The 24,139-nt window shown below is 64.1% G+C and carries 24 protein-coding genes and 2 pseudogenes; 6 read left to right on the top strand and 20 right to left on the bottom strand.

The window, feature by feature from the left end:
* Nucleotides 1-195 precede the first annotated feature (195 nt).
* Nucleotides 196-462 (top strand): helix-turn-helix domain-containing protein, encoded by a 267-nt coding sequence (locus ACLFKU_RS01765; protein WP_008920757.1) that lies wholly within the window; start codon nt 196-198, stop codon nt 460-462.
* Nucleotides 459-1,803: pseudogene (locus ACLFKU_RS01760) on the top strand (type II toxin-antitoxin system HipA family toxin). Before ACLFKU_RS01765 ends, ACLFKU_RS01760 begins: the two are co-directional and overlap by 4 nt.
* 97 nt (nt 1,804-1,900) lie before the next feature.
* Here ACLFKU_RS01760 and ACLFKU_RS01755 read toward each other — a convergent pair.
* The 12 genes from ACLFKU_RS01755 to ACLFKU_RS01700 form a co-directional block, all read right to left on the bottom strand.
* Nucleotides 1,901-2,413, bottom strand: a complete 513-nt coding sequence (locus ACLFKU_RS01755; RefSeq protein WP_410847972.1) for an ureidoglycolate lyase — start codon at nt 2,411-2,413, stop codon at nt 1,901-1,903.
* On the bottom strand, nt 2,410-3,420 hold the full coding sequence (alc, locus tag ACLFKU_RS01750) for an allantoicase (protein WP_410847971.1): 1,011 nt from the start codon (nt 3,418-3,420) through the stop codon (nt 2,410-2,412). Before alc ends, ACLFKU_RS01755 begins: the two co-directional genes overlap by 4 nt.
* A gap of 67 nt (nt 3,421-3,487) precedes the next feature.
* Nucleotides 3,488-4,009: a 2-oxo-4-hydroxy-4-carboxy-5-ureidoimidazoline decarboxylase gene (gene uraD / locus ACLFKU_RS01745; RefSeq protein WP_410847970.1), complete on the bottom strand. Its 522-nt coding sequence runs from the start codon at nt 4,007-4,009 to the stop codon at nt 3,488-3,490.
* The gene (gene puuE, locus ACLFKU_RS01740) at nt 4,006-4,956 is read right to left on the bottom strand and encodes an allantoinase PuuE (protein ID WP_410847969.1); all 951 of its coding nucleotides are present in this window, start codon (nt 4,954-4,956) and stop codon (nt 4,006-4,008) included. The genes uraD and puuE overlap by 4 nt, the downstream gene beginning before the upstream one ends.
* A gap of 210 nt (nt 4,957-5,166) precedes the next feature.
* Entirely contained in the window at nt 5,167-5,985 is an 819-nt protein-coding gene (locus tag ACLFKU_RS01735) for an aspartate/glutamate racemase family protein (RefSeq protein ID WP_410847968.1), read from the bottom strand.
* A 56-nt stretch (nt 5,986-6,041) separates the two neighbouring features.
* Nucleotides 6,042-7,523: an NCS1 family nucleobase:cation symporter-1 gene (locus ACLFKU_RS01730; RefSeq protein WP_410847967.1), complete on the bottom strand. Its 1,482-nt coding sequence runs from the start codon at nt 7,521-7,523 to the stop codon at nt 6,042-6,044.
* Between the two features lie 368 nt (nt 7,524-7,891).
* A complete protein-coding gene (locus tag ACLFKU_RS01725) occupies nt 7,892-8,605 on the bottom strand; it encodes a GntR family transcriptional regulator (RefSeq protein WP_368587591.1) in 714 nt (237 codons plus the stop codon).
* Between the two features lie 318 nt (nt 8,606-8,923).
* On the bottom strand, nt 8,924-9,850 hold the full coding sequence (ldcA, locus tag ACLFKU_RS01720) for a muramoyltetrapeptide carboxypeptidase (RefSeq protein ID WP_410847966.1): 927 nt from the start codon (nt 9,848-9,850) through the stop codon (nt 8,924-8,926).
* Between the two features lie 26 nt (nt 9,851-9,876).
* Complete coding sequence (gene tadA / locus ACLFKU_RS01715; RefSeq protein ID WP_410847965.1) at nt 9,877-10,617, bottom strand: tRNA adenosine(34) deaminase TadA; 741 nt, start codon at nt 10,615-10,617, stop codon at nt 9,877-9,879.
* The gene (locus ACLFKU_RS01710) at nt 10,614-11,015 is read right to left on the bottom strand and encodes a DnaJ family domain-containing protein (RefSeq protein WP_368587594.1); all 402 of its coding nucleotides are present in this window, start codon (nt 11,013-11,015) and stop codon (nt 10,614-10,616) included. Before ACLFKU_RS01710 ends, tadA begins: the two co-directional genes overlap by 4 nt.
* A gap of 516 nt (nt 11,016-11,531) precedes the next feature.
* Nucleotides 11,532-12,131: a 2'-5' RNA ligase family protein gene (locus tag ACLFKU_RS01705; RefSeq protein ID WP_410847964.1), complete on the bottom strand. Its 600-nt coding sequence runs from the start codon at nt 12,129-12,131 to the stop codon at nt 11,532-11,534.
* Nucleotides 12,132-12,252: 121 nt separating this feature from the next.
* Nucleotides 12,253-13,293, bottom strand: coding sequence for a DUF2827 family protein (locus ACLFKU_RS01700; protein WP_410847963.1), 1,041 nt, complete (start codon nt 13,291-13,293; stop codon nt 12,253-12,255).
* 436 nt (nt 13,294-13,729) lie between these two features.
* On the opposite strand from ACLFKU_RS01700, the pseudogene ACLFKU_RS01695 reads away from it, so the two are divergent.
* Both ACLFKU_RS01695 and ACLFKU_RS01690 read left to right on the top strand, forming a co-directional pair.
* Nucleotides 13,730-15,047 (top strand): annotated as a pseudogene (locus ACLFKU_RS01695) (KUP/HAK/KT family potassium transporter); the annotation flags it as partial.
* A 111-nt stretch (nt 15,048-15,158) separates the two neighbouring features.
* Nucleotides 15,159-15,599: a KUP/HAK/KT family potassium transporter gene (locus ACLFKU_RS01690; RefSeq protein WP_410848073.1), complete on the top strand. Its 441-nt coding sequence runs from the start codon at nt 15,159-15,161 to the stop codon at nt 15,597-15,599.
* 130 nt (nt 15,600-15,729) lie between these two features.
* Here ACLFKU_RS01690 and guaA read toward each other — a convergent pair whose 3' ends face one another.
* The 4 genes from guaA to ACLFKU_RS01670 form a co-directional block, all read right to left on the bottom strand.
* Nucleotides 15,730-17,313 carry a glutamine-hydrolyzing GMP synthase gene (guaA, locus tag ACLFKU_RS01685; RefSeq protein ID WP_013089680.1) on the bottom strand — a complete coding sequence of 528 codons (1,584 nt, stop codon included), beginning with the start codon at nt 17,311-17,313 and terminating at the stop codon, nt 15,730-15,732.
* Nucleotides 17,314-17,528: 215 nt separating this feature from the next.
* Nucleotides 17,529-18,248, bottom strand: coding sequence for a hypothetical protein (locus ACLFKU_RS01680; protein ID WP_410847962.1), 720 nt, complete (start codon nt 18,246-18,248; stop codon nt 17,529-17,531).
* Between the two features lie 6 nt (nt 18,249-18,254).
* The gene (gene guaB, locus ACLFKU_RS01675) at nt 18,255-19,715 is read right to left on the bottom strand and encodes an IMP dehydrogenase (protein ID WP_410847961.1); all 1,461 of its coding nucleotides are present in this window, start codon (nt 19,713-19,715) and stop codon (nt 18,255-18,257) included.
* A 51-nt stretch (nt 19,716-19,766) separates the two neighbouring features.
* A complete protein-coding gene (locus tag ACLFKU_RS01670) occupies nt 19,767-19,946 on the bottom strand; it encodes a hypothetical protein (protein ID WP_410847960.1) in 180 nt (59 codons plus the stop codon).
* A 63-nt stretch (nt 19,947-20,009) separates the two neighbouring features.
* Between ACLFKU_RS01670 and ACLFKU_RS01665 the strand changes: the two genes are divergently transcribed.
* The gene (locus ACLFKU_RS01665) at nt 20,010-20,996 is read left to right on the top strand and encodes a DMT family transporter (protein ID WP_410847959.1); all 987 of its coding nucleotides are present in this window, start codon (nt 20,010-20,012) and stop codon (nt 20,994-20,996) included.
* A 71-nt stretch (nt 20,997-21,067) separates the two neighbouring features.
* Here the strand turns inward: ACLFKU_RS01665 and ACLFKU_RS01660 are convergent, their stop codons facing one another.
* Nucleotides 21,068-21,400: an RnfH family protein gene (locus ACLFKU_RS01660; RefSeq protein WP_410847958.1), complete on the bottom strand. Its 333-nt coding sequence runs from the start codon at nt 21,398-21,400 to the stop codon at nt 21,068-21,070.
* On the bottom strand, nt 21,397-21,834 hold the full coding sequence (locus ACLFKU_RS01655; protein ID WP_013089685.1) for a type II toxin-antitoxin system RatA family toxin: 438 nt from the start codon (nt 21,832-21,834) through the stop codon (nt 21,397-21,399). Before ACLFKU_RS01655 ends, ACLFKU_RS01660 begins: the two co-directional genes overlap by 4 nt.
* 100 nt (nt 21,835-21,934) lie before the next feature.
* On the opposite strand from ACLFKU_RS01655, the gene smpB reads away from it, so the two are divergent.
* On the top strand, nt 21,935-22,381 hold the full coding sequence (gene smpB / locus ACLFKU_RS01650; protein ID WP_013089686.1) for an SsrA-binding protein SmpB: 447 nt from the start codon (nt 21,935-21,937) through the stop codon (nt 22,379-22,381).
* 101 nt (nt 22,382-22,482) lie between these two features.
* Here the strand turns inward: smpB and ACLFKU_RS01645 are convergent, their stop codons facing one another.
* Both ACLFKU_RS01645 and ACLFKU_RS01640 read right to left on the bottom strand, forming a co-directional pair.
* Nucleotides 22,483-23,430 (bottom strand): SPFH domain-containing protein, encoded by a 948-nt coding sequence (locus ACLFKU_RS01645; protein WP_176108302.1) that lies wholly within the window; start codon nt 23,428-23,430, stop codon nt 22,483-22,485.
* Nucleotides 23,431-23,577: 147 nt separating this feature from the next.
* Nucleotides 23,578-24,033, bottom strand: coding sequence for an NfeD family protein (locus ACLFKU_RS01640; RefSeq protein ID WP_410847957.1), 456 nt, complete (start codon nt 24,031-24,033; stop codon nt 23,578-23,580).
* Nucleotides 24,034-24,139 lie beyond the last annotated feature (106 nt).

Raw genomic sequence — 24,139 nt, 5'->3', positions numbered from 1 at the left:
CCCGTTGTCGTTTGGACAGGGTGCCGGGTGCAGTCAGTGGCATCGATACATCGAAAAATTTGTCGCCGTTGGGCTACAAAAACGCCAAAGATACGTAAAATGTAGCCCTAGAGGCACAAAGACATGCAACGTTGCTGTGTCTCTTGGGCTACAATAAATGGCAGATGCGCTGAATTTGACGCCCTGAGGCTACAAATGACCAACCTCGCCGATGTCTCGGACATGCTGAAAGCCGTACGCCGCGACAGCAAGCTATCGCAGGAAGAGCTTGCACGTCGCGCGGGCGTGGCCCGCACGACCGTCGCGCGGATGGAGACGCTCGCCAAGAACGATATGAGCGTGTCCGTGCTCGTGCGCCTGCTCGAAGCCGCCGGTTACGACCTCAAGTTCGTCGCGCATGGACATGGCCGCACGCTGGAAGACATTCTCGCTGAACAGCGCAGTCCGGACGCGCAGCCATGAAGCTCGACGTTCAGGTACGAGGCAGGAACGTCGCCACGCTGTTTCGCGAGCGCGACGACTATGTCCTCAAATACAACCGCGATGCGAGCGCGGCCGACTTCGTCAGTCTGACGATGCCGGTGCGCGACGAGGCCTGGCGCTGGCCGCGCGACCTGCATCCGTTTTTCCGGCAGAACCTGCCCGAGGGCTATGCTGAATCTGATCCGCGAGCAATTCGGGCCCTTGCTCGACGGAACCGATCTGTCGCTGCTCGCCGTGGTGGGATCGATGGGGATCGGCCGGGTCACCGTCACGCCCGAAGGCGTCGCGCCGGGCACCGAACTGGAGGCGCTCGACGTCCAGCACATCCTGCACGGCGACAACACCGCCGAACATTTCGCGCGACTGGTGCGTGAATACGCGCGAGCGGCTATTTCAGGGGTCGTGCCGAAGTTCATCGCGCCCGAAGCGCAGCCTGCCGCATCGACACCGCTGCAGCTCGGAAAGCCGACGATTCGAACGAGCCGTCACATCGTCAAAGGTTCGGACGACAACACGCCCTTTCTCGGTTTCAACGAATTCCATTCGATGCGGGTGCTGGAGCGGCTGGGGGTGGCGCCCGTTGCGCGCACGCAGATGTCGGACGATGGCCGGGCGCTCGTCGTCGAGCGCTTCGATGTCGACGCACAAGGACTGCCGGCGTACGGCGTCGAAGACCTGTGCGGGCTGCTCGGTTTGCCGCCGCACGAAAAATACAATTCGACCAGCGAGAAAATGCTCAACGCGGCAAGAGCGTATCTGCTCGATCGCGACACCTTGCGGGTGCAGCTCCAGCAGCTCGGCTGGCATCTGCTGACCAACTACGTCGTGCGCAATGCGGACTGCCACACCAAGAACGTCGCGCTGTTCTATACGTCGGTCGACGATGTCGCGTTCACGCCCGTCTACGATGTCGTGACGACCCAGGCTTATCCGCGCTTCGCCGCCAATCCGCCGGGCCTCGCCATCGACGGCCGCAAAACCTGGGCAGCGGGTAAAACGCTGGAACGCTTTTTCAACACGCGCATGGGCATCGCTCCGCGGCAATATGCGCAAATGGTTGAAGCGCTGTGCGACTCGGCTGTCGACGTCGGCCACGAGTTGATCGAAGCAGCGCGCAACGAACCGCAGTGGCGCACGGTCGCCAAGCAGATGCTGCATGCGTGGGACGACGGCATGACATCGCTGCGCTCGCCAAGGAAAAGCCTGCAATTCAGGGGCCTCAAGCCAGCCATCGAAGCAGCGGGATTTTCGGCGCCGGAGCCGCCCGAGCGGTCAAGGGAAGTCATCGGGCATTCGCCGCTGCTCGGCAGGCGCAAGTGATCGTGATCCATGCAAGAAAAAGCCCGCGACGTAACGCACGTCGCGGGCTTTTCTTTTCAACCACAACCCTGCCGGCGACCCGGCAGCTGCATTGCCATCAAACCGCCACCGCGCTCAACGCATCTTCCGTGAGCCACAGCGACTCCGCCAGATCCTGTTCGTTCAGATTGAGCCCCTCGCCGCCACGATCGACGACGATAAAGTCGCTCACCTCGCCCAACGCGATCAGCGGATGGTGCCATACGCCCTTCGCGTAGTTGACGCCCTGCCAGCCACTCGTGACGAACGCGCGGATCTTCGCCGCATCGAGTTCGCCCGCTGGCGCGACGACGACCAGATACGGCTTGTCGTTCAGCGGCACGAATGCCTGGCTGCCGAGCGGATGACGCTCGAGCATCTTCACTTCGAACGGCAGCGCGCGCGGCTGGCCACGAAACAGATTGACGAGCGTGCGGCCGTGCTCGTCGGTCACGTCGACTTTCGCGAGGTCGTGATAGCGGATCGTCGTGCCGAGGTTGATCGGAATCTGCTTCGCGCCTTCGAGTTCGATCACGTCGCCGAATGCGGCGAACGCCTCTTTCGTCAGCGGTTCGATGGCGAGCGTTTTCATTCGAGCGTCCCCCACAGACGCAGACGCGACACGCCGCCGTCCGGATAGATGTTGAAGCGCACATGCGTGACGGGCCCGAGCGCCGCGATCTCGCTTTCGAAGAAATGCTGCTTGTCCATCTGCAGTTTCTGTTCGCCGAGCAGCACCGGCCAGAACATCGCCTGTGTGACGAGCGAGCTGTCGGTGCCGCCCTTCACGTACGCGGCCTGGATCGAGCAGCGATCCGGATAGTTGCCCTTGAAGTGCGCGGTGTCGACTTCGATCTTGCGGATCACGCCCGGCTGTGCGAGCGCGATGATCGCCCAGTCGTTGCCCGGCTCGCGACGACGGCGCGTTTCCCAGCCGTCGCCCATATTCACGCCGCGACCCGGCATCAGCAGCGTCGAGGCCGCGCCGAAGTGCTGGTTGTTCGCGCCGACCAGATACGCGCCGTTTTCCATCGCCGCGAGATCGAACTGCTGGGTGCGGCTCGCGCCGGCCCAGTCCACCTGCGGCTGACCGTACACGCGCAGACGCGCAATGCCGCCGTCCGGATAGATATTCACGCGCAGATGCGTGTACGCGTTCGCGTCGCCGACTTCGAGGTAATGGTGGCTATTGCCCTGCAACGTGGTGGACGGCACGATCTCGGTCCATTGCGTCGACTGGTTCGGCTCGCCATCGACGACGCGCGCCGCTTCCACCGACGCCGCCGGCGGGTAATTGCCGGTGAAGTGGCTGGTGTCGAGGTCGAGTCCCTTGATCACGCCTGGCCGCGCGAGCTTGACGACGCACCAGTCGTAGCCGGTCGTGCGTTTGCGGCGCGTTTCCCAGCCGTCCATCCACTTGCCGTTGTCGTCGTACTTGCCCGGAATGAAGACGGCCGGTTCCGGATTCAGCATGCGGTCCTTCGGCGCGAAGAATTCGTCGCTAGCCTCGAGCGCCTGCGCGCCCAGACGCGGGTCCGCCAGGTTCACGTAACGGCGCGTGAATTCCGGTGCGTTGGGGTCGAGAATCGGAAGTGCCATCTTTGTCGTCCTTGATATCGATTGGTGCGGAAAAAACGTCTCGGCTCGCTGCGTGACGCGGTGCGCGTCACGCGCCGATCAGGTCGACGAGCCGGAAACGTGCAATGCGATAGATCTGATCGAGGTTCGCGCGCATTTCGTCGGCGCGGCTGTTGTTCACGCGCGATTCGAAGTTCGCGATGATGCCGTGGCGGTCGTAGCCGCGCACCGCGAGAATGAACGGAAAGCCGAATTTCTCGCGATACGCGTGATTGAGCGCATGCAGTTTGTCGAACTCTTCCTGCGTGCATCGTGCGAGCCCCGCGCCGCTTTGCTCGCGGGTCGATTCGGCGGTCAGCTCGCCACGCACCGCGGCCTTGCCGGCGAGTTCCGGGTGCGCGTTGATCAGCGCGAGCTGCTTGTCCTCGCCCGAGGTTTCGACGATCTGCGACATGCTCTGATGCAACTCGTCGATGCTCGCGAACGGCCGCTGCCGCGCCGCCATCTCCGCGACCCAAGGCGAGTGCTCGAAGATGCCCGACAGCGTCGCGACGAACGCGTCGGTCGAGAGGCTGTTGAGTTGGTCCAGGGTGTATTGCATCGCCTTCATGCCGCAGCCTCGCGGTCGTCCTGTTGGTAAGGATGAGTTTCGTGCCAGTGCCGCGCGATATCGACGCGCCGCGACACCCATACGCGATCGTGCTGTTCGATGTGGTCGAGAAAGCGCTGCAGCGCGCGGAAACGCCCCGGCCGGCCGAGCAGCCGGCAGTGCATGCCGATCGACAGCATCTTCGGCACTTCGTCGCCCTCTTCGTACAGCACGTCGAACGCGTCGCGCAGGTAGGTGAAGAAGTGGTCCGCGGTATTGAAGCCTTGCGGCGTCGCGAAGCGCATGTCGTTGGTGTCGAGCGTGTACGGCACGATCAGTTGCGGCACGCTCTTGCCGCCCGCCACCTCGACGTCCATCCAGAACGGCAGGTCGTCGCCGTAGTAGTCGGAGTCGTACAGGAAGCCGCCGTATTCGGCGACCAGCCGACGGGTGTTCGGACTGTCGCGGCCGGTGTACCAGCCGAGCGGCCGCACGCCGGTCACGCGCTCGATCGCCTCCATGCCAAGGCGCATGTGCTCCGCTTCCTTCTCCGGCGACATGTCCTGATAGTGAATCCAGCGATAGCCGTGGCATGCGATCTCATGCCCGAGTTCGACGAAGGCCCGCGCGACTTCCGGATTCCGCTCGATCGCCATGCCGACGCCGAACACCGTCAGCGCGAGGTCACGTCTTTCGAATTCGCGCAGGATGCGCCACACGCCCGCGCGCGAGCCGTATTCGTAGATCGACTCCATGCTCATATGCCGCGCCGGATAGGCCGCCGCGCCGACGATCTCCGACAGGAACTGCTCGGATGCGGGATCGCCGTGCAGCACGCAGTTCTCGCCGCCCTCTTCGTAGTTGAGGACGAATTGCACCGCGACGCGCGCTCGCCCCGGCCAGTTCGCGTGCACCGGGTGGCGGCCGTAGCCGATCAGATCGCGTGGGTAGTTCGGGTCGAGTGGCATGGTTTGACGGATGCGTAGTGACGGGACCAGGAATTCGCGTGAAGCTCACGCATGAAGCTCGGGCTCGAAACCGCTCGGCAACGACGGCGGGATTGGCTTTTGCAAGCGCTCGTCTGGAGGCTTCAGCGGCGGCCGAAGCCGCCGCACCGAGTTGACCCAGTGTAGCGAAAACACCCCGGTGAGCCCATACGGCCGGGCAGATAGTGCGTGTTACAGCGAGTGTATGTGGGTGTCCGGCTGGGTGTCCGCCTGGGTGTCCGCCTGGGTCTGCGCCGAGTCGGCGTTTACCCGCAGCAGGCCGGGGCTGAACGACGCCAGCGCGCCGTCGTAGCGCTTCGTGAGCGGCCGTGCGTAGTCGCCGCGCTTGGCCGTCGCGAGTCGCAGCGCCACCAGCGCCTCGGTCCATTTGACGGCCGCCGTCACGCCTTCGATCACCGGCGCGCCGAGCGCGTCCTCGATCTCCGCGCATAGCTCGGCCATGCCCGCGCAACCGAGCACGATCGCGTCCGAGCCGTCCTCGTCGAGCGCACGCCGGCATTCGTCGAGGATGATGCAGCGCGCCGCGGAGCCCGGCTTGTCGAGATCGAGCACGGCGACGTCGGTGGCACGCACGTTGCGGCAGAAGCGCTTCATCCCGTAGCGCTCGGCCAGATGCCAGGCCATGCCGCAGGTGCGCGCGAGCGTCGTCACGACTGAAAAGCCCGGCGCGAGCACGCTCGCCGCATGCATCGCCGCCTCGGCAATGCCGATCACCGGACCGCGCGCCAACTCGCGCGCCGCATAGAGACCCGGGTCGCCGAAGCACGCGATCACGTAGCCGTCGCAGCCTTCGCGCTCCCCGGCCGCGACTTCGGCGAGGAGACCCGGCGTGGCGAGCGCCTCGTCGTAATAGCCTTCGATCGACGGCGGGCCCATCGTCGGATTGATGGCGATCACTTCGGTGCCGGGCGCGGCGACCTCGCGGGCGCAGCGCCCCATCGCCTCGGTCATGCGGCGCGTCGTGTTCGGATTGATCAGTTTGATACGCATGGCGACTCCTGTTCGACTCGTTATTGCAGCGGCGAAAACCTGGCGCTCCATGAAGCTCAGCGTGCGAGCATCCGGTAAAACAACGCGCCGAGTCCCGCGCCGATGAACCACGAGAAATTCGCGAGGCCGTCGAGTCCCGGCACCATCACGCAGATCACCGCGATCACCGCGGCCGGCAGCAACGCGGCCACCGCGCGATAGTTGACGCCGTTGCGATACCAGTACGAGCCGTTCGGCGCGACCGTGTACAGATCGTCGAGCACGATCTTCTGACGCTTGACCAGGTAGAAATCGACGATCAGGACGCCGTACAAAGGTCCGATGAAGCTGCCGAGCACGTCGAGCGTGTAGTGGATCACGGCGGGATTGTTGAACAGGTTCCACGGCGTGATGAACACCGACGCGACCGCCGCGAGCATGCCGCCCGCACGCCAGCTGATCAGACGCGGTGCGACGTTCGAGAAGTCGAAGGCCGGCGACACGAAGTTCGCGACGATGTTGATGCCGATCGTCGCGATCGTGAAGGTCAGCGCGCCGAGAATCACGGCCATCGGATAGTCGATGCGGCCCACCGTCTCGACCGGGTCCGTGATCAGCTCGCCGAACACCGGCAGCGTGGCCGCGGTCGTGATCACCGTCACCAGCGAGAACGCGAGGAAGTTGACCGGCAGGCCCCAGAAGTTGCCGCGCTTGACGCTGCGAAAGCTCTTGCCGTAGCGAGAGAAGTCGCCGAAATTCAGCATCGGTCCGGAGAAGTACGACACCACCAGCGAGATCGCCGTGATCATCACCGGCACCACTTCCATGCCGTGATATTTGACGCCGCCGAGGTTGATGCCGATGTTGCGCCAGCCCGCGCGATACACCATGTAGCCGGCGAGAATGAACATCACGACGTAGACGGCCGGCCCGGCGAAGTCGATGAACTTTTTGATGGTCTCCATGCCGTGCCAGAACACCAGCGCCTGCAGTATCCACAGCAGCATGAAGCCGGCCCAGCCGAGCGTCGACAGACCGAGCAGGCCATGCCGATGCACGTCGGCATAGGGCAGCAGTTGCGGCACGAACTTCAGCACGACGATCACGAGCGCGCTCGACGCGAGATAGGTCTGGATGCCATACCACGCGACCGCGATCAGGCCGCGGATCACCGCGGGAACGTTCGCGCCGAGCACGCCGAAGGTCGCCCGGCACGCGACCGGGTACGGCACGCCGTTCAGCTGGCTCGGCTTCGCGATCAGGTTGCACAGCACGTTCACGAGCGTGATGCCGACGAGCAACGCGACCAGCACCTGCCAGCTCGTCAGGCCGAGCGCGAAGAGACTCCCCGCGAATACGTAGCCACCCACGCTATGCACGTCCGACATCCAGAACGCGAAGATGTTGTACGCGGTCCAGTTCTGCGCGCGCAGCGGCGCGAGGTCCGCGTTGTAGAGTCGCTCGCTGTAGCCAGCCGGCATCGACGGATCGGTTTGGGCCGTGCCTTCCGGATAGTTGGAGATGGGGTGACTGCCTGGCGCTGCACTGAACTGAGCCATGATTCCTCCTTTGGATAGGGACCGTCGAAAGCGCATCGACGGACATTGCATCGGCCATGCCAGTTGCTCGCTTCTTGCCCTGTGTGGGTCGCAGAAGTCGGCGTCGTGGTCCCGGACCGTGCCGCGCGTGTCTCCGTACTGACGTACTTGTGGTTGTCGCATCGCCAGCCGCCGCGGATTTCCGGCGATGCGTCGCTACCCTGAGGTCCGTCGTCTTGCGACGGACGTGCGTGCTCAGGCCGGCGGCGCTCACGCGAGGCCGCCCTGCCGTGCATCTATCGGTTCAGTTCAATTCAGTGCGGCGCGCACCGGCAACGGGCGCTCGCCTGCTACTTGCCTCAGCCTGGGGTGGAGTCGGCTTCGGCTCTTTACGTGGATGTTTCTTTCGGCGCGAGCGCGCCGAATACTTCGTGCAGATCCGCTGCACCGCGCGCGGGGCGCTCCAGCATCTTCAACTCGACGCTTTGCAGATGGCGCGACATCAGCGCGGCCGCCTGCTTCGCATCGCCGGCGTCGAGCGCGGCGAGAATCGCTTCGTGGTCCTCGAACGAGCACGGGCTGCGTCCGAGCGATTCGTACAGCGCGGAAATCAGCGTGGAACGCGCGACCAGCCCGTTCAGGCAATCGCACAGCACCGAGTTGCCGGTCAGGTTCGCAAGCTCCGTATGAAACTCGCCCGACAAACGGATCCATGCCGGAAAATCGCGCGTTTCGAATGCCTTGCGCTCCCGGCCGATCATGCCGCCGATGTTCTTCAGACGCCGCATGCCGTGTCCGCTACAGATCTTTTCGACGACGGCCAGCTCGATGATGCGGCGCATTTCGAACACCTCGTGCACCTCCTGCAACGACGGACTCGCGACGAACGCGCCACGGTTAGGCTCGAGATCGACGAGCCGCTCACCCGCCAGCTGCGAAAGCGCCTGGCGGATCGGGCCGCGCTTCACACCGAATACTTCGCATAGCTGAGCTTCGGTGAGCTTCGCGCCGGGTGCCAGCCGATGCTCGAGGATCGCGGCGCGGATGCGCTCGGCGATTGCTTCGGGCTTCGAACTGCCCGCGACTGATTCGGTGTCGGACATGATTGGCGTCTCGGTATGTTGGTCATCATAGGACGGACACAAATATTGTCAACAATTTTTGCGTCGATTTTCGACAGTTATCGTGCTGCGTTGCGTCAGAGACAGTCTGTAAGTCAAGCGGCGCGGCTGTCTGGCGGGAATCTTACCGCGTTATGGCGCGGCCAAGCCGATTGTTGTCGGCTCGATTTTTGTCAACAAAAACTGAAAACATTGGCGAAGGGTGTGGGAGGTGGCGAGCTGAATAATGCTGACGGTTAGTTGCATTAATGACGCAAAAAAAGCGGGCTATCCGCCCGCCTCTCCTCACCCACGCGGGCTTCAGCCAAGGCTCGGATAGCCCGACGCCGTCAGCCTGAAGCCATGCGCATCGGCGACCAGATGCGCATTAGCGCCGACCGGCAGCGTCACCATGTTGTGGACATGCCCGAACTGCAGCCCCGTCACGACCGGAATGCCGATCAGCGAACGCACTTGCTCGACCATCGCCTGCAGGTCGTAGCCGTTGTCGTAGTCGTAGGGCTTGCCGCCCGTGAAGTCACCGAGCACGAGCGCTTGCTGCTGCGCGAGGATGCCGGCCAGATGCAGCTGATAGATCATCCGCTCGATCCGGAACGGCTGCTCGTTGACGTCTTCGACGAACAGGATGCCGCCCTGCACCGGCGGCATGTACGGCGTGCCGACCAGCGACGCCACCACCGCCAGATTGCCGCCCCACAGCGTGCCCGTCACGTCGACGTTCTGCGCTTGCGGCGTGTTGCTCGCGATCGTGAGCGTCGGCTGCGTCAATGCCGACCAGAAATGCCGCATCGTGAATTCGCTGAGCTCCTCGGCGCCGAAATCGCTCATCAGCATCGGGCCGCCGAAGGTCTTCACGCCGGCACGCGCGAGCAGCGCCAGTTGGATCGCGGTGAAGTCGCTGTGACCGACGAGCGCGATCGGCTGATCGATGAGCCGCCGCTGCAGCCCTTCGTAGTCGAGACCGTGCAGGATGCGCACCGCGCCGTAGCCGCCGCGCACGGCCAGCACGACATCGGGTAATTCGCGCGATGGATCGGCAAGCCGGTTCAGATCGGCCGCGCGCTCGCCGTCGGTGCCGGCGAAGCGCTGGTAGCGGCGCTTCGCGGCCTCCTCGCCGTCGACCCGATGCCCCTGCGCCCGCAGCCGATGCAACGCGCGATGCAGCACCTCCGGATCATGCGGATAGCCGGATGGCGCAATCAGTTCGATGGTGCGATGAGCGGTCATGGCGAGACCCGTTGGACGTTGTTGTTTTAGAGCGGCGTGGTTGGAGACGGTTCGCTGCTGGGGGGTGCGGCGGAGTCCGTGGCGGTGCCAACGGAGCCTTCAGCCACTCCAGTCGCTTCACCACGTGCCGCCGCGCGCGCTGCGCGGCTCGCGCGACGACGCTCGGCAAAAAACGACTTGAGCGCGGCACCGCATTCGGCTTCGAGGACACCTCCGCTGACCGTCGTGTGATGGTTCAGCTGAGGATTCGCGAACGCATCGACTACGCTGCCGCACGCGCCCGTTTTCGGATCGCGCGCACCGAACACGACACGCGCGATGCGCGCGTGCATGATCGCGCCGGCGCACATCAGGCAAGGCTCGAGCGTCACATAGAGTTCGCAACCCGGCAGACGATAGTTTTCGAGCGACTGCGCAGCCGCGCGCAGTGCAACCATTTCGGCGTGCGCGGACGGATCGTGCGCGCCGATCGGATGATTGAAGCCTGTGGCGATGACTTCGTCGCCGCGCACCAGCACCGCGCCGACCGGTACTTCGCCGGCTGCGCGCGCTTCTTCGGCGGCGGCCTGAGCGAGCGCCATGAAGCGCAAGTCGCGTTCGGAGACGATGGGCGCTTCGGAATTGCCGGGAGGGATGGCGGGACCGGCCACAGGTTGCACTGGCGCCGGCGCGGACACTGCGCCGATGCTAGCGTCGACGGATTTCTCGCCGTCCTCGGTTTGCGCCGAAGAGCCGATCGAGACAGCACACGCGAGCGGCTCGTTCACTGTGAACCTGCTTCGGCCACATCGACATTGCCCACGCGTTCCGACAGACGTTCGGCGATTCGGCGGCAATATTCGCGCGGCAGGACCATCGGGCCGCCGCGCAGCGATTCGAGCGCCATATCGAGCGCGAGCATGCGGGCCTGGAGACGGCAACGGGTCGCCTGATCGCTCACGGCATTCAGCTCCGTTTGCAGGTCGCGCAGCGCGCGAAGCTGCTCGACGGCGGGCGGCACGAAGCCCGCGTTTTTCAGAATCCGGTTGGCGACGCGCACCTCTTCCGGCACCAACGCATCGTCATCGAGGGCCAGCGGCGCGCCCGCACCCGGCAAGTCGTCGAACTCTCCGCGCGCGGCGGCGGCGGCAATACGCTGTTCGACAAGCGCATCAAGCAATTTCATCTGCAGTCCACTACGTTGCGGCCCGAGCATTCTATCAGGGAGCGCACGGGCGTTCAGTGCTCCGTCGACGGCATAAAAGCGCCGATTTCCCGGCTATTCGGCCTTTGACGGTGCTTCAGCGTCGACTTAGAGTAAGTCATCGAGCCGTACGATGCGCGCAGCGCTTGACTGGCGCGGCACGCCAGGATTGGCCTCCCGTCGAAGTCGATGCCGCGATGTCATTCAAACCGATCAGCCGTCCCAGTACTTTCCCCGTCGTGCATCCGCGCCCTATCGGCGCGATGCAGGCAGTGCGAGGGAGCCCGCACGCGTCCCGGCGCATCGGCGTGGGTACCGCGCTGGCGGCGATTGCCGCGGCCTTGCTGCTTTCCGGCTGCGGCGTCTTTTGCGCCGGCGCCGCGGCAAACGGTGGCGCCTATGCCGGGGGCTGCGGGACAAGCGTGCGGTTCTAACGGTTGCCAGGTGATACACCCGCGCATTCGACACCGCGGTGGCCAACGCGCCCTCGCCCCTCCCTCAGCTTTGCCCCACCAACGGCCAGCGCGCGAGAACGATATGTTTGGTTCGCCCCAGCAGGCTGTGCATCAGCGCAAACTCGCGCACGTTCCAGCATGCCGGCTCGGCCGGACGGCGCTCGATCCACGGCATCCCGTACGCCAGCGTCACGTGCGGCGTAAAGCGTGTATCGGGCTCGATGCCGTCGTCCCGCAAGCTCGCTTCGAGCGCATCGTGAAGCGCCTGCAGTCCGCGCACACCGTGCTCGCCGACCAGCACCGCCGGCCCGAGCCGCGGCCTTTTCGCGAAGCTGGCGATCGCGTCGAATTCGACCGTAAACGGTGCCATGCCGACCGCGGCGGCCGCCCGTTTCGCCGCCTCCGCCACATCCTCCGGCAAGCCGCCCGCGAAATTGCCGAGATGCCTCAGCGTCACGTGCAAACGGTTCGCCGTGAGCGCTTTGCCGCGCACGCCGGTGCGCCCGCGCACGTCCGCGCAAAGCTGCTGCGCGAACTTCGCCATGCCGACCGCGGTATTGGCATCCGGATAAACGGCGAAAAAGAGCCCGTCGGTGGGCGGCGGCGGCGCCTCTAGCCCGGGCAACCACAGTTGTTCAGGCATCGCGCCTCGTTCCCCTCGCTGTATTTTTCCACCGATTCGCACACCGCCGCACAAGCGGCTCATTGCAGCCATGTTACTGTATATTCATACAGTATGACAGGCCATGCGCAATGACAACGCGCTACAGGACGGCCGGCTTGCCGATACGCTTGTACCAAAGCTCGATGAAGGACTCAGCGGCCGGCGACAACGAATGCTCGGCGCGCCGGTAGGCATCGAGATCGGCGTCGTGCTCCGCATACGCGAGTTGCAACGCGCGTGCACCCTCCTCGCAATCGAAGTCGTCGTAGCGATACCCGCAAGCGCCGATCAGATGCGAGTTGTGGATCAGCGGATAGCCGCCATACAGCGCCTCGTAGTACACATAGTTCTGCGCGTTTTCCCACTGATGGCTGACGATCACATCGAAGTCGCCGGCCACCACCTGGCGAAACGGAAAACGCCCTTCGAACGACGCGAGCCCGTGATGCACGATATCGAGGCTGCGCGCGAAGCCGTTGAAGCTCACGTGCTCCTTCAGATGAAACCTGTTGTACGCGAACACGTGCTCGAGCATGTCGGGGTTATCGCAGTGCGCGGTCTCGCAGGCCAGCAGCGGCACGTAGCTCGTCTTCACCATGCAGATGTACGGTTCGAAGATGCCCGCGCGCCAGCGCCTGCGTCCGGGCCGGTAACCGAAGTTCCGATGTGGCGGCAGCTTCGTCGCCTCGCGCTCCAATACCATCGGGCTCCATAGATGGGGCATCAGGCGCACCGGGCAGCGGAACAGGCTCTCGAAATACGGCGCACAGCTCGCTTCATATTCGGGCAGCGTCCAGATCTCGTGATAGGGAGCGGCGGCAATCAGAAGTCCATCGAGTTGCGCCGCGTGGTGATCGACCGCACGCTGCAGTTGCGCCGCGCCCTGGCGAATCTCGAAGGCCGGGTAGCAGTAGCCCGCGTCCTTCAGCCACGCGGAATTGTGGATCAGCGGATAGTCGCCGTACAACGCGTCGGGGAAGCTGTAGTTCTGCTCGTTGCGCCACCGATGTGCAACGACGATATGGTGACGCCCATGAAACACCGCCTTGTGCTCGCGTACGAGATTCAGCGAGTTCGCGAAGTGCAGCATGGTCGCGTGGTCGGCGCCCATTTTCCTCGATGATGTTTGCGCCAATGTCATCAAATGTGAACAGAGGGCCGAACCGCCTTTCGAGCGGATTGTGCTGGCTGGCCGTCGATTAGTGTCAGCAGGATTACTGAGCATCCCGCCGGGTTTGGCGACTTCGACCCGAGGCGAAGTTCGTCGAATCAAGGCGCTGCGCCGTATGAAGTCAGTTCCCAACCTGCGCGCGTACGCAAACCCTTCTTTCATTATCTGAACACTCACCTTACGCATCCAGTCGACTCATCACTCTTAGCTACGTGTGCCTTGGGTTAACCGTCATTGCGGACAGGCGCGATTCGTTGCATGGTACGCGCAGCACGACACCGAATTCGATCGTCAATCCGACTCATGGGATTCAAAGCATTGCAATCGGCACAGCAACATTCTGTCGAGCAGACCGTCGATGCCATCGCCCTCGCCTGCCGACGTCATCTCCGGATCTGAATAACCCATGAACAACGTCCAAACTCTGCGGGCTTCGCCGTCCCCGCATCGCGCGACTGGTACGGCCGCACTCGCACTCTCCGCGCTCGGCATCGTATTTGGCGACCTCGGGACGAGCCCGCTGTATGCATTGCAAGCCGCTTTCGGCGGCTCGCTCGGCGTCGCGCCGACGCACGCGAACGTGATCGGCATCGTCTCGCTGTTCCTGTGGTCGCTGCTGCTGATGGTCAGCGGCAAGTACGTGCTGGTGCTGATGCAGGCCGACAACCGCGGCGAAGGCGGACTGCTTGCGCTGCTCGCGTTGCTGGTCGGCGAGCGCACCGGCCGCGTGACTCGCGCGGGCGCGTTGCGCTGGGTGTTCATGGCGATGTTCGGCCGCGATCGAAGGGATCGAAGTGGCGACGCCCGCCTTCGCGCATTACACGGTGCCGATCACCGTGGTGATCCTGGTGGCGCTATTCGCGGTGCAGCCGCTGGGCTCCGGACGCGTGGGCGTCGCATTCGGTCCGATTCTGACGGTCTGGTTCGTCGTCATCTTCGGCTTGGGGCTGGCGTCGCTCGTGCAAACACCTGCCATCCTCGCTGCGTTCAACCCGCTTACCGGTATCGAGTTCTTCGCGCATAACGGCTTCAAGGGCTTCGTAGCACTGGGCGCCGTCGTGTTGTGCCTGACCGGCGGCGAAGCGCTGTACGCCGACATGGGCCACTTCGGCGCGCGGCCGATCCGTCTCGCGTGGTATGGACTCGCGTTGCCCGCGCTGACCGTCAGCTATCTGGGTCAGGGCGCATTGCTGCTGCGCGATGCGAGTGCCGCGTCGCGGCCGTTCTATACGACAGTGCCGTCCTGGGGCCTGTATCCGATGGTAGTGCTTGCCACGCTGGCGACCATCGTCGCGTCGCAGGCGCTGATTTCCGCTGTGTTCTCATTGACGCGCCAGGCGGCGCAGCTAGGCTTGTCGCCGCGCGTGACGGTCAAGCACACGTCGTCGAGCGCCGAGGGGCAGATCTATCTGCCGGGTCTGAACTGGGTGCTGATGATCGCGACCATCGCGGTGGTGCTTGGCTTCCGCAGCTCGGATAGTCTCGCGGCCGCTTTCGGTATCGCCGTATCGACGACGATGTTGATCACGACCATGCTGTTCGCCGCATTCGCGCGCGTGCGCTGGAACTGGCCGATCTGGCGTGTCGCGCTCGTGGCCGGGCTTTTCATGGTGGTGGACGTGGCCTTCGTCGCGGCGAACGCGATGAAGTTTGCCGAAGGCGGCTGGCTGCCGCTCACCATCGGTACGTTAACCTTCCTGATCTCGACGTCGTGGCTGATCGGGCTGCGAGCGCTGAAACGCGCCCGCGCGGATACGCAGTTGCCGCTGGACGCATTCGTCGCAAGCATCGCCTCGGCTGCGCCGTACCGCGTGCATGGCACGGGCGTATTTCTGATGGCCGCCGGCGACTCGGTGCCGACCACCCTGCTCCATCACCTGAAGCACAATCAGGTGCTGCATCAACAGGTCGTGCTGCTGACCTTGCTGACCGAGGAGATTCCGCGCGTCGACGAAAGCGACCGCTTCAAGGTGCAGCGCTTCGATCAGGGCTTCGTGCGGATCGTCGGTCGTTACGGTTACCTGGAAATGCTGGACGTACCGCAGCTTCTCGAACAGGCGCTGCGTCACGCGGGATGCACGGCTTATGACCCGATGTCGACCACGTTCTACCTCGGGCGGGAATCGCTGACGGTGCAGACGAAGCGGCGTCCGGGACGCTATTTGCTGCTGAGCCTGTTCTCGCTGCTGCGCAAAAACGAATTGAATGCGACCGCTCACCTGGGGTTGCCGCCGAATCGCGTCGTCGAGATGGGGGCGCGGCTCGATCTGGTCTGACATGCCGGCATCAATCGCAGCGCCGTTCAAAGCCTGCGAATCCGGCGGCCCAAAACAAAAAAGCCCGCGAAAAACGCGGGCTTTGATGTGTTGTGTTATCAGGTCGTGCCGGTACGGTCGAGACGCCCGATCACTCCCACTCGATTGTCGCAGGCGGCTTGCCCGAGATGTCATAGACGACCCGGTTGATCCCGCGCACTTCATTGATGATTCGGTTCGACACATGCCCGAGCAGTTCGTGCGGCAGATGCGCCCAATGCGCGGTCATGAAGTCGAGCGTCTGCACCGCGCGCAGCGCGACGACGTACTCGTAGGTACGGCCGTCGCCCATCACGCCGACGCTCTTCACCGGCAGGAACACCGCGAACGCCTGGCTCGTCAGGTCGTACCACGACTTGCCGGTTTCCTTGTCGATCGTGTTGCGCAGCGTTTCGATGAAGATCGCGTCCGCGCGACGCAGCAGGTCCGCGAAATCGCGCTTCACTTCGCCGAGGATCCGCACGCCCAGACCCGGGCCCGGGAACGGGTGGCGATACACCATCGAGTGCGGCAGACCGAGCTTCACGCCCAACTCGCGCACTTCGTCCTTGAACAGCTCGCGCAGCGGCTCGAGCAGCTTCAGGTTCAACGTCTCCGGCAGACCGCCGACGTTGTGGTGGCTCTTGATGGTTTGCGCAGCCTTCTTGCCCTTGCCCGCCGATTCGATCACGTCCGGATAGATCGTGCCTTGTGCCAGCCACTTCGCGTCGGTCAGCTTGCCGGCCTCGGCCTGGAACACTTCGACGAACTCGGCGCCGATGATCTTGCGCTTCGCTTCCGGATCGGTCACGCCGGCGAGCTTGCCGAGGAATGCTTCGCTCGCATCGACGTGAATCACCTTCACGCCGAGGTGATCGGCGAACAATGCCATCACCTGCTCGGCTTCGTTCAGGCGCAGCAGGCCGTGATCGACGAACACACAGGTCAGTTGATCGCCGATCGCGCGATGCAGCAGCGCCGCCGCCACCGACGAATCCACGCCGCCCGACAAGCCCAGAATGACGTGCTCGTTACCGACCTGCTCGCGAATCTTCGCGACGGCTTCGTCGATGTAATGGCCCATTTCCCAATCGGCCTTCGCACCGCAGATCTGCAGTACGAAGCGCTCGAGCATCGCGCGGCCCTGCACCGTGTGGGTGACTTCCGGATGCCATTGCAGCCCGTAGAAGCGGCGCTGTTCGTCGGCCATCGCGGCGATCGGGCACGATTCCGTCGATGCCATCAGCGCGAAGCCCGGCGGCATTTCCAGCACCTTGTCGCCGTGGCTCATCCACACCTTCAGCATGCCGTGACCTTCGGACGTGGTGAAGTCGCTGATGCCTTCGAGCAGGCTCGTATGGTTGCGTGCGCGCACTTCGGCGTAGCCGAATTCGCGCAGATGGCCAATGTCGACCTTGCCGCCGAGCTGCTGCGCCATCGCCTGCATGCCGTAGCAGATGCCGAGCACCGGCACGCCGAGTTCGAACACGGCTTGCGGCACGCGCGGCGTGTCTTCCTCGGTGACCGAGCTCGGGCCGCCCGACAGAATCACGCCCTTCGGTGCGAAGTCGCGGATGAACGACGCGTCGACGTCGTACGGATGGATTTCCGAATACACGTTGGCTTCGCGAACGCGACGTGCAATCAGTTGGGTGACTTGCGAACCGAAGTCGAGAATCAGGATCTTGTCATGCATGGCAGCGGACGGAATCAGAAGTGAGCGGATATGGAATGCCGCGCACGAGGCGCGGCGATGAATTCAAAGCGGTCCACGCGGCGACGGTCTCAGCGCGGCGCGGACAGCAAACATTACGATGAAGCACAAAAGCTGGACCAACGGCGGAACTTGCCGCCTGCGATGCGCGCGAACGAAACCCGGTAGCTTCGGCAAACGGCCTGGCGCGCGGCGCTTCAGCCATGAAACGGCGGGCGCGGTGCGCTGGGTACGTCGTTGCTGGTGTCGCGCGCGGCACGTTCGGACTCGCTCAGGCCGGGCTCGCTGGCAGCCGGACGAAGCGGCGCGGTAGTGGCAACGGGAGCCGCGTCAGCCGGATTCACCGGTCGCGTGACCGGCACGACGGGCTCTGGCACCGGCTCGGCCTGATAGATCGGAAAGCCCGCTGAGGCACGTGGCTCGCGCTTCTGTACGGCATCCTTTTCGGCTTCTTTCGCGGCACGCTTTTCAGCCCGGCCGTCGGCCTTGCTCGACGAGGACTTGACCACGCCCCCCTTCTCGCGCCGCCGCACCACACCCGACAGCCGCACGCCGCCGAGCCCGATCACCACCAGCGCGACACCGGCCAGCGCCGCCACCATCTGCCCGAAGCCGGTCAGCGACGGCGTATGCAGCCCCAGCAGCCAGACCAGCAGCAGCACGCCGATCAGCCAGTGCACATGACCGACCACCTTCGCGACCGTCGAGGTCAGCGCCCCGTCGAACGACGCATGCAGCGCGAGCCATGCGAGCCCGATCAGCGCGACGCCGAACGCCTGGCCGACCAGCATCGGCTCCGTTGGCACCAGTTGCAGCGCGTCGTACAGCGAGGTCCACGGCGTCAGCACGAACAGCAGGCCTAACGCCAGCAGCACCAACGCATCGAGGATCAGTACAACGCGCAGCAGTGGCTTCATGGGCGTTTAGTCCACGTGGTAGTTGGGCGCTTCCTTGGTGATTTGCACGTCATGCACATGCGACTCGCGCAGGCCCGCGCCGGTGATCTGCACGAACTTGGCCTTCTCGTTCATTTCAGCGATGGTGCGGCAACCGCAGTAGCCCATGCTCGCACGCACGCCGCCAATCAGCTGGAACAGGATCGCGTTGACCGAACCCTTGTACGCGACGCGACCTTCGATGCCTTCCGGCACCAGCTTGTCGATGTTCGCCGAGTTGTCCTGGAAGTAGCGGTCCGCCGCGCCGTCCTTCATCGCGCCGACCGAGCCCATGCCGCGGTACGACTTGTACTGGCGGCCCTGGTACAGGAACACTTCGCCCGGCGACTCTTCGGTACCGGCGAACATGCTGCCCATCATGACCGCGCTCGCGCCGGCCGCGAGCGCCTTGCTGACGTCGCCCGAGAAGCGCACGCCGCCGTCGGCGATGACCGGCACGCCCGTGCCGTTCAGCGCTTCGGACACGTTGGAGATCGCGGTGACCTGCGGCACGCCGACGCCTGCGACGATTCGCGTTGTGCAGATCGAGCCCGGGCCGATACCGACCTTGACGCCGTCCGCGCCGTATTCGACAAGCGCCCTGGCAGCCGCGGCGGTCGCGATGTTGCCGCCGATCACCTCGACGTGCGGGAAGTTCTGCTTGACCCACTTGACGCGCTCGAGCACGCCCTTGCTGTGGCCATGCGCGGTATCGACGACGATCACGTCGACGCCGGCCTGCACGAGCAGCTCGACGCGCTCTTCGTTGTCCGCACCGACGCCGACCGCCGCGCCCGCGCGCAGCTTGCCGTGCTCGTCCTTGCACGCGTCCGGGTGCTCGGTTTGTTTGGTGATGTCTTTGACGGTCATCAGGCCGCGCAGCTCGAACGAGTCGTTGACGACCAGCACGCGCTCGAGGCGGTGGCTGTGCATCAGCGCCTTCGCTTCGGCGAGCGGCGTGCCTTCCTTGACGGTGACGAGGCGCTCGCGCGGCGTCATGATGTTGCGCACCGGCTCGTCCAGACGCTCTTCGAAGCGCAGGTCGCGGTTCGTCACGATACCGACGAGTTGCGCACCTTCGACGACCGGGAAGCCCGAAATGCCATGCTGGCGCGACAGCGCGATCACGTCGCGCACTTTCATTTGCGGCGGCACGGTGATCGGGTCGCGCACGACGCCCGACTCGAAACGCTTGACCTTCGCGACTTCACGCGCCTGCTCGGCCGGCGTGAGGTTCTTGTGGATGATGCCGACGCCGCCCATTTGCGCCATGGCGATTGCCAGACGTGCTTCGGTGACCGTGTCCATCGCGGCGGACACGAGCGGCATGTTCAGGGAGATGTTGCGGGTCAGCCGGGTCTTGAGGCTGGTGTCGCGCGGCAGAACATCGGAGAAGGCCGGGACGAGGAGCACGTCATCGAACGTGAGTGCTGTTTGGATCAGACGCATGGCAAATCCTATAGGCGCAAAAGCGAATTATACGCGATACCACCCCGGTTTTCACTGCGCGAACAGCAGCTTAGCGAATTTCAGACGATTTTTTACCGCTCCGGCACGCGCCGATTTCGCTTGGCTTTTCGCGTCGGGTTCGATCGGGTTTCGTTTGCGCGTTCGCAGGCAAACGCGGGCCTTGGCCGGCGGCCATCGGCGATCGAGCGACGCGAATGCAGGATCGAACAAGACGCCCCGTCCGCAAAACCGCTATTCTGCCGCCCATTCCAGTTTATCCAGCAGGGGCAGTCGATGCAGCGCGGTGTCATATATGGGGTCATGGCCGGAGCCTTGTGGGGCATGGTGTTTCTGGTGCCGCGCGTGCTGCCCGACTTCTCCCCGCTGCTGCTCGTCGCCGGCCGCTATTCGATGTACGGCGTCGTGTCGCTCGCCGCGGCCCTGCCGATCGCGCGCTCGCTCGCCAAACGGCTGAGCCGCGAGGACCTGATCGCGCTCGTCAAGCTCGCGCTAGCCGGCAACATCGTCTATTACCTGCTGCTGACGGCCGCGGTGCACCTGATCGGGATCGCGCCGGCCTCGCTGATCGTCGGCGTGCTGCCGGTCACGGTCACGCTGATGGGCCGGCGCGATCACGGCGCCGTGCCGCTCGCGCGCCTCGCATGGCCGCTCGCGACCGTGATGGCGGGCATCGTGTGCATCAATATCGACGTGTTTACGGTGGCCGGCGCGGCGCCGGTGAGCATCGCGACGCGCCTGCTCGGCGTGGCCTGCGCGGTCGGCGCGCTCCTTTGCTGGACCTGGTTCGCGGTCGAAAACGCCCGCTACCTGCAGCGTCAGACGCATTTCAGCGGCAACGAGTGGTCGGTGCTGTGGGGCGTCGTGACGGGCGCGCTCGGCGGCGCATTATGGCTGGTGGTCGCAGTGCTGCCGTCCGGCGGCCCGCAGGACGAACTGGCCAATGCCCGGTGGCACACGTTCTGGCTGCTCAACCTGGTACTCGCGATCGGCGCGTCGTGGCTCGGCAACGGCCTGTGGAATGCCGCGGCAAAACGGCTGCCGCTGACGCTGTCCGGCCAGATGATCGTATTCGAGACGCTGTTCGCGCTGCTTTACGCGTTCATTTACGACGAGCGCCTGCCGCGCCCACTCGAACTCGCGGCGATCCTGCTGCTGGTGGCGGGGGTCTGGTGGTCGGTGCGCCGGCATTCGGACGACGATTCGTCGGGTGCGGCGCGCATCGAAGGCATGGACGAGAAGGCGCAAACGGCGGCGCCCTGAGGCGATGTGACGCGATGAGGTGTCACGGGCGGCGGGCGGAAAGAGTCCACCGCCCCGCCGACTCGCGCCGCCTAGCGCGAATCCTTGTTCAACCAGCGCCGCCCCTCGATCGATCCCGCCTTGCGCGTCTTTTCGACGCGGCGCTGGCGCGACACCTTCGGATCGACCAGCAACGGCCGGTAAATCTCGACGCGATCATGGTCGGCCAGCACCGTATCGAGCGGCTTGAGCTTGCCGAACACGCCCACCTTCTGCGTGTTCAGATCGATCGACGGAAAACGCTGCAGAATCCCGCTTGCGTCGATCGCCTGCCTCAGCGTCGCGCCCGCCGGCAACTCGACCGCAATCAGCGCCTGCTCGCCGGCGAGCGCATAGCAGACCTCGACCGTTAGTCGCGCGTTCATGCCTGACCGTAGCGCTGATTGGCGCGCTTCACGAAAGATTCGACGAAGGTATTGGCGATGTGATTGAACACCGGCCCGATGATCTTCTCGAGCAGGATGCTGGTGAACTCGTAGTGCAGCGCGAATTCGATCTTGCACGCATCCGCGCGCAGCGGCGTGAAGCGCCAGAAACCGGTGAACTTGCGAAACGGACCGTCGGCGAATTCCATGTCGATGCGCGTGGGGCGCTCCATCGAGTTGCGCGTGGCGAAATGCTGCTTGATGCCCTTGAAGTTGATATCGATCCGCGCCTCCATGCTGGTGTCGTCCCGGTGACGAATTTCGATGCCGCCGCACCATGGCAGGAAGTTGGGGTAATCGTCGACGTCGGTGACGAGGTCGAACATCTGTTCCGCCGAATGGCGAATCAACACGGTTTTCTGGACATCTGCCATAAATTGAACAGCGCGCGGCAAGGGTGGACGAGCGCGGCGGGCTTTCCTGGTCCCGCTTTGCTAAAATCGTAATTTTAAACGAGTTGGGCACTTTCCATTCATGAGCATCATCGACAACAGAAAAGCCTTCTACGACTATTCGGTCGAAGAACGCTATGAGGCAGGCCTCGTGCTCGAAGGATGGGAGGTCAAGGCGCTGCGCGCGGGGCGCGGCCAGATCAAGGAAGGCTATGTGGTGATCCGCAATGGCGAGCTGTTCCTGATCGGCACGCACATCAGCCCGCTGCCCGAAGCGTCGACGCACATCCATCCCGATCCGGTGCGCACGCGCAAGCTGCTGCTGCATAGCGAGGAAATCAGCAAGCTGATCGGCAAGGTCGAGCAGCGCGGCTACACGCTCGTGCCGCTGAATTTTCACTACAAGAACGGTCGCGTCAAATGCGAGATCGGTCTCGCGAAGGGCAAGAAGATGCACGACAAGCGCGAGACCGAGAAAAAGCGCGACTGGGAGCGCGAGAAGGCGCGTTTGATGCGCTCGCCGACGTAAGCGCGGTTCATTTCCGGCTCATGCAAAAATGGCCCGCACATCGATATGCGGGCCATTTTGCTTTTTGTCACGCGCTCGTTGCGCGCTGATTGCCTGGTTCGTCAGCGCAGGTCGCTTCGCGGCGGCTCCGCTGCCGCCCTGCCCTTGTTCACGATCGTCAGCGCCGACGCGATCATCGAACTCATGTTCGACATGTCGCCCGGCACGATCAGTGTCGTGCCCTGCTTCGCGAGGTTCGAAAACGCGTTCACGTACTGTTCGGCCACCTTCAGATTGACCGCGTCCATCCCGCCGTTCAGTTGGATCGCGGCGGCGATCTTCTGGATCGCCTGCGCGTTTGCCTCGGCCACCGCCAGAATCGCCGCGGCCTGGCCCTGCGCCTGGTTGATCGCCGCCTGCCGCTCGCCTTCGGACGTCTGGATCGCCGCCTCGCGGCCGCCCGACGCGATATTGATCTGCTCCTGCTTGCGCCCTTCCGAGGCCGCGATCAGCGCGCGCTTTTCGCGCTCGGCGGTGATCTGCGCCTGCATCGCGTGAAGGATTTCCTTCGGCGGCGTCAGGTCCTTGATCTCGTAGCGCAGCACTTTTACGCCCCAGTTCGAGGCCGCCTCGTCGAGCGCGGACACGATGCTGTGATTGATGAAATCGCGCTCCTCGAAGGTGCGATCGAGCTCCAGCTTGCCGATGACCGAGCGCAGCGTGGTCTGCGACAACTGCGTGATCGCGAACACGAAGTTGCTCGATCCGTACGAGGCCTTCATCGGATCGGTGACCTGGAAATACAGCACGCCGTCGACCTGCAGTTGCGTGTTGTCGCGCGTGATACAGACCTGGCTCGGCACTTCCAGAGGAATTTCCTTCAGCACGTGCTTGTACGCGACCCGATCGACGAACGGAAACGCGAAGCTCAGACCCGGCGTCAGCGTCGCGTGATAACGGCCGAGGCGCTCGAGCACCCACGCATGCTGCTGCGGCACGATCTTGATGGTCTGCGACGCGAGCACGATCACGACGATCAGCAGCACTGCCCCGACGATGGTTGAATCCATATCGCTACCCTCCGATTCTGCTTCGAATTGTTGTGCGCAGGTTGGTCGGGCCTGCGTGTTCAGATTAGGCTTTGGTGCTTCGCTTTGTGAAGGGATATCGATGAGCGCGTGTGGCGAACACCGCACCCAAGACTCCCGTTCAGATCGTCAGGTCGTGCTCGTGCGCGCCTTCGGTTGCCGGCTCGCGACGACGACCAGACAACTGCCACGCAATTCCCTGATCTCGTAGACCTGCGCGTCTTCGGGCTCGCCCGCGGCCAGCTCGACGTCCCATGCGGCGCCACGATAGGTCGCACGAGCTTTGCGCCCCTGCCACGCCGGCACATTCAGCGTCTGGCCGATGTCCAGGTTGACATCGGGATTGCGCGACGCCTGCTCGCGTCTGCGACGGGCAAAGCGCGAGCGTCTGAGCACTACGACCGCCGCAAGCGCGACCAGCGCCGCCACCACGAACTGCAGATCGGGCCCGGCGCCGGCAATGCGCGCAAGCGCGGCCGCGACGAAGCCGAACGCGATCATCAACAGATAGAAGGTGCCGCTCATCAGTTCCATCACGACAAGCACACCCGCCCCGATCCACCAGAACAGTCCACCAGGCGCCACGTCGACCTCCACAAAGCAAAACACCCCGGATCTACCGGGGTGTTTATAGCACGAAGCGGACGTGCTCTAACGCGTGCGGAATGCCGCTAGCGAAGCGGCATTCGAT

This window comes from Paraburkholderia sp. EG304 (assembly GCF_046543485.1).
Taxonomy (GTDB): Bacteria; Pseudomonadota; Gammaproteobacteria; order Burkholderiales; family Burkholderiaceae; genus Paraburkholderia; species Paraburkholderia youngii.
This window is presented reverse-complemented; position numbering and strand designations above follow the sequence as displayed.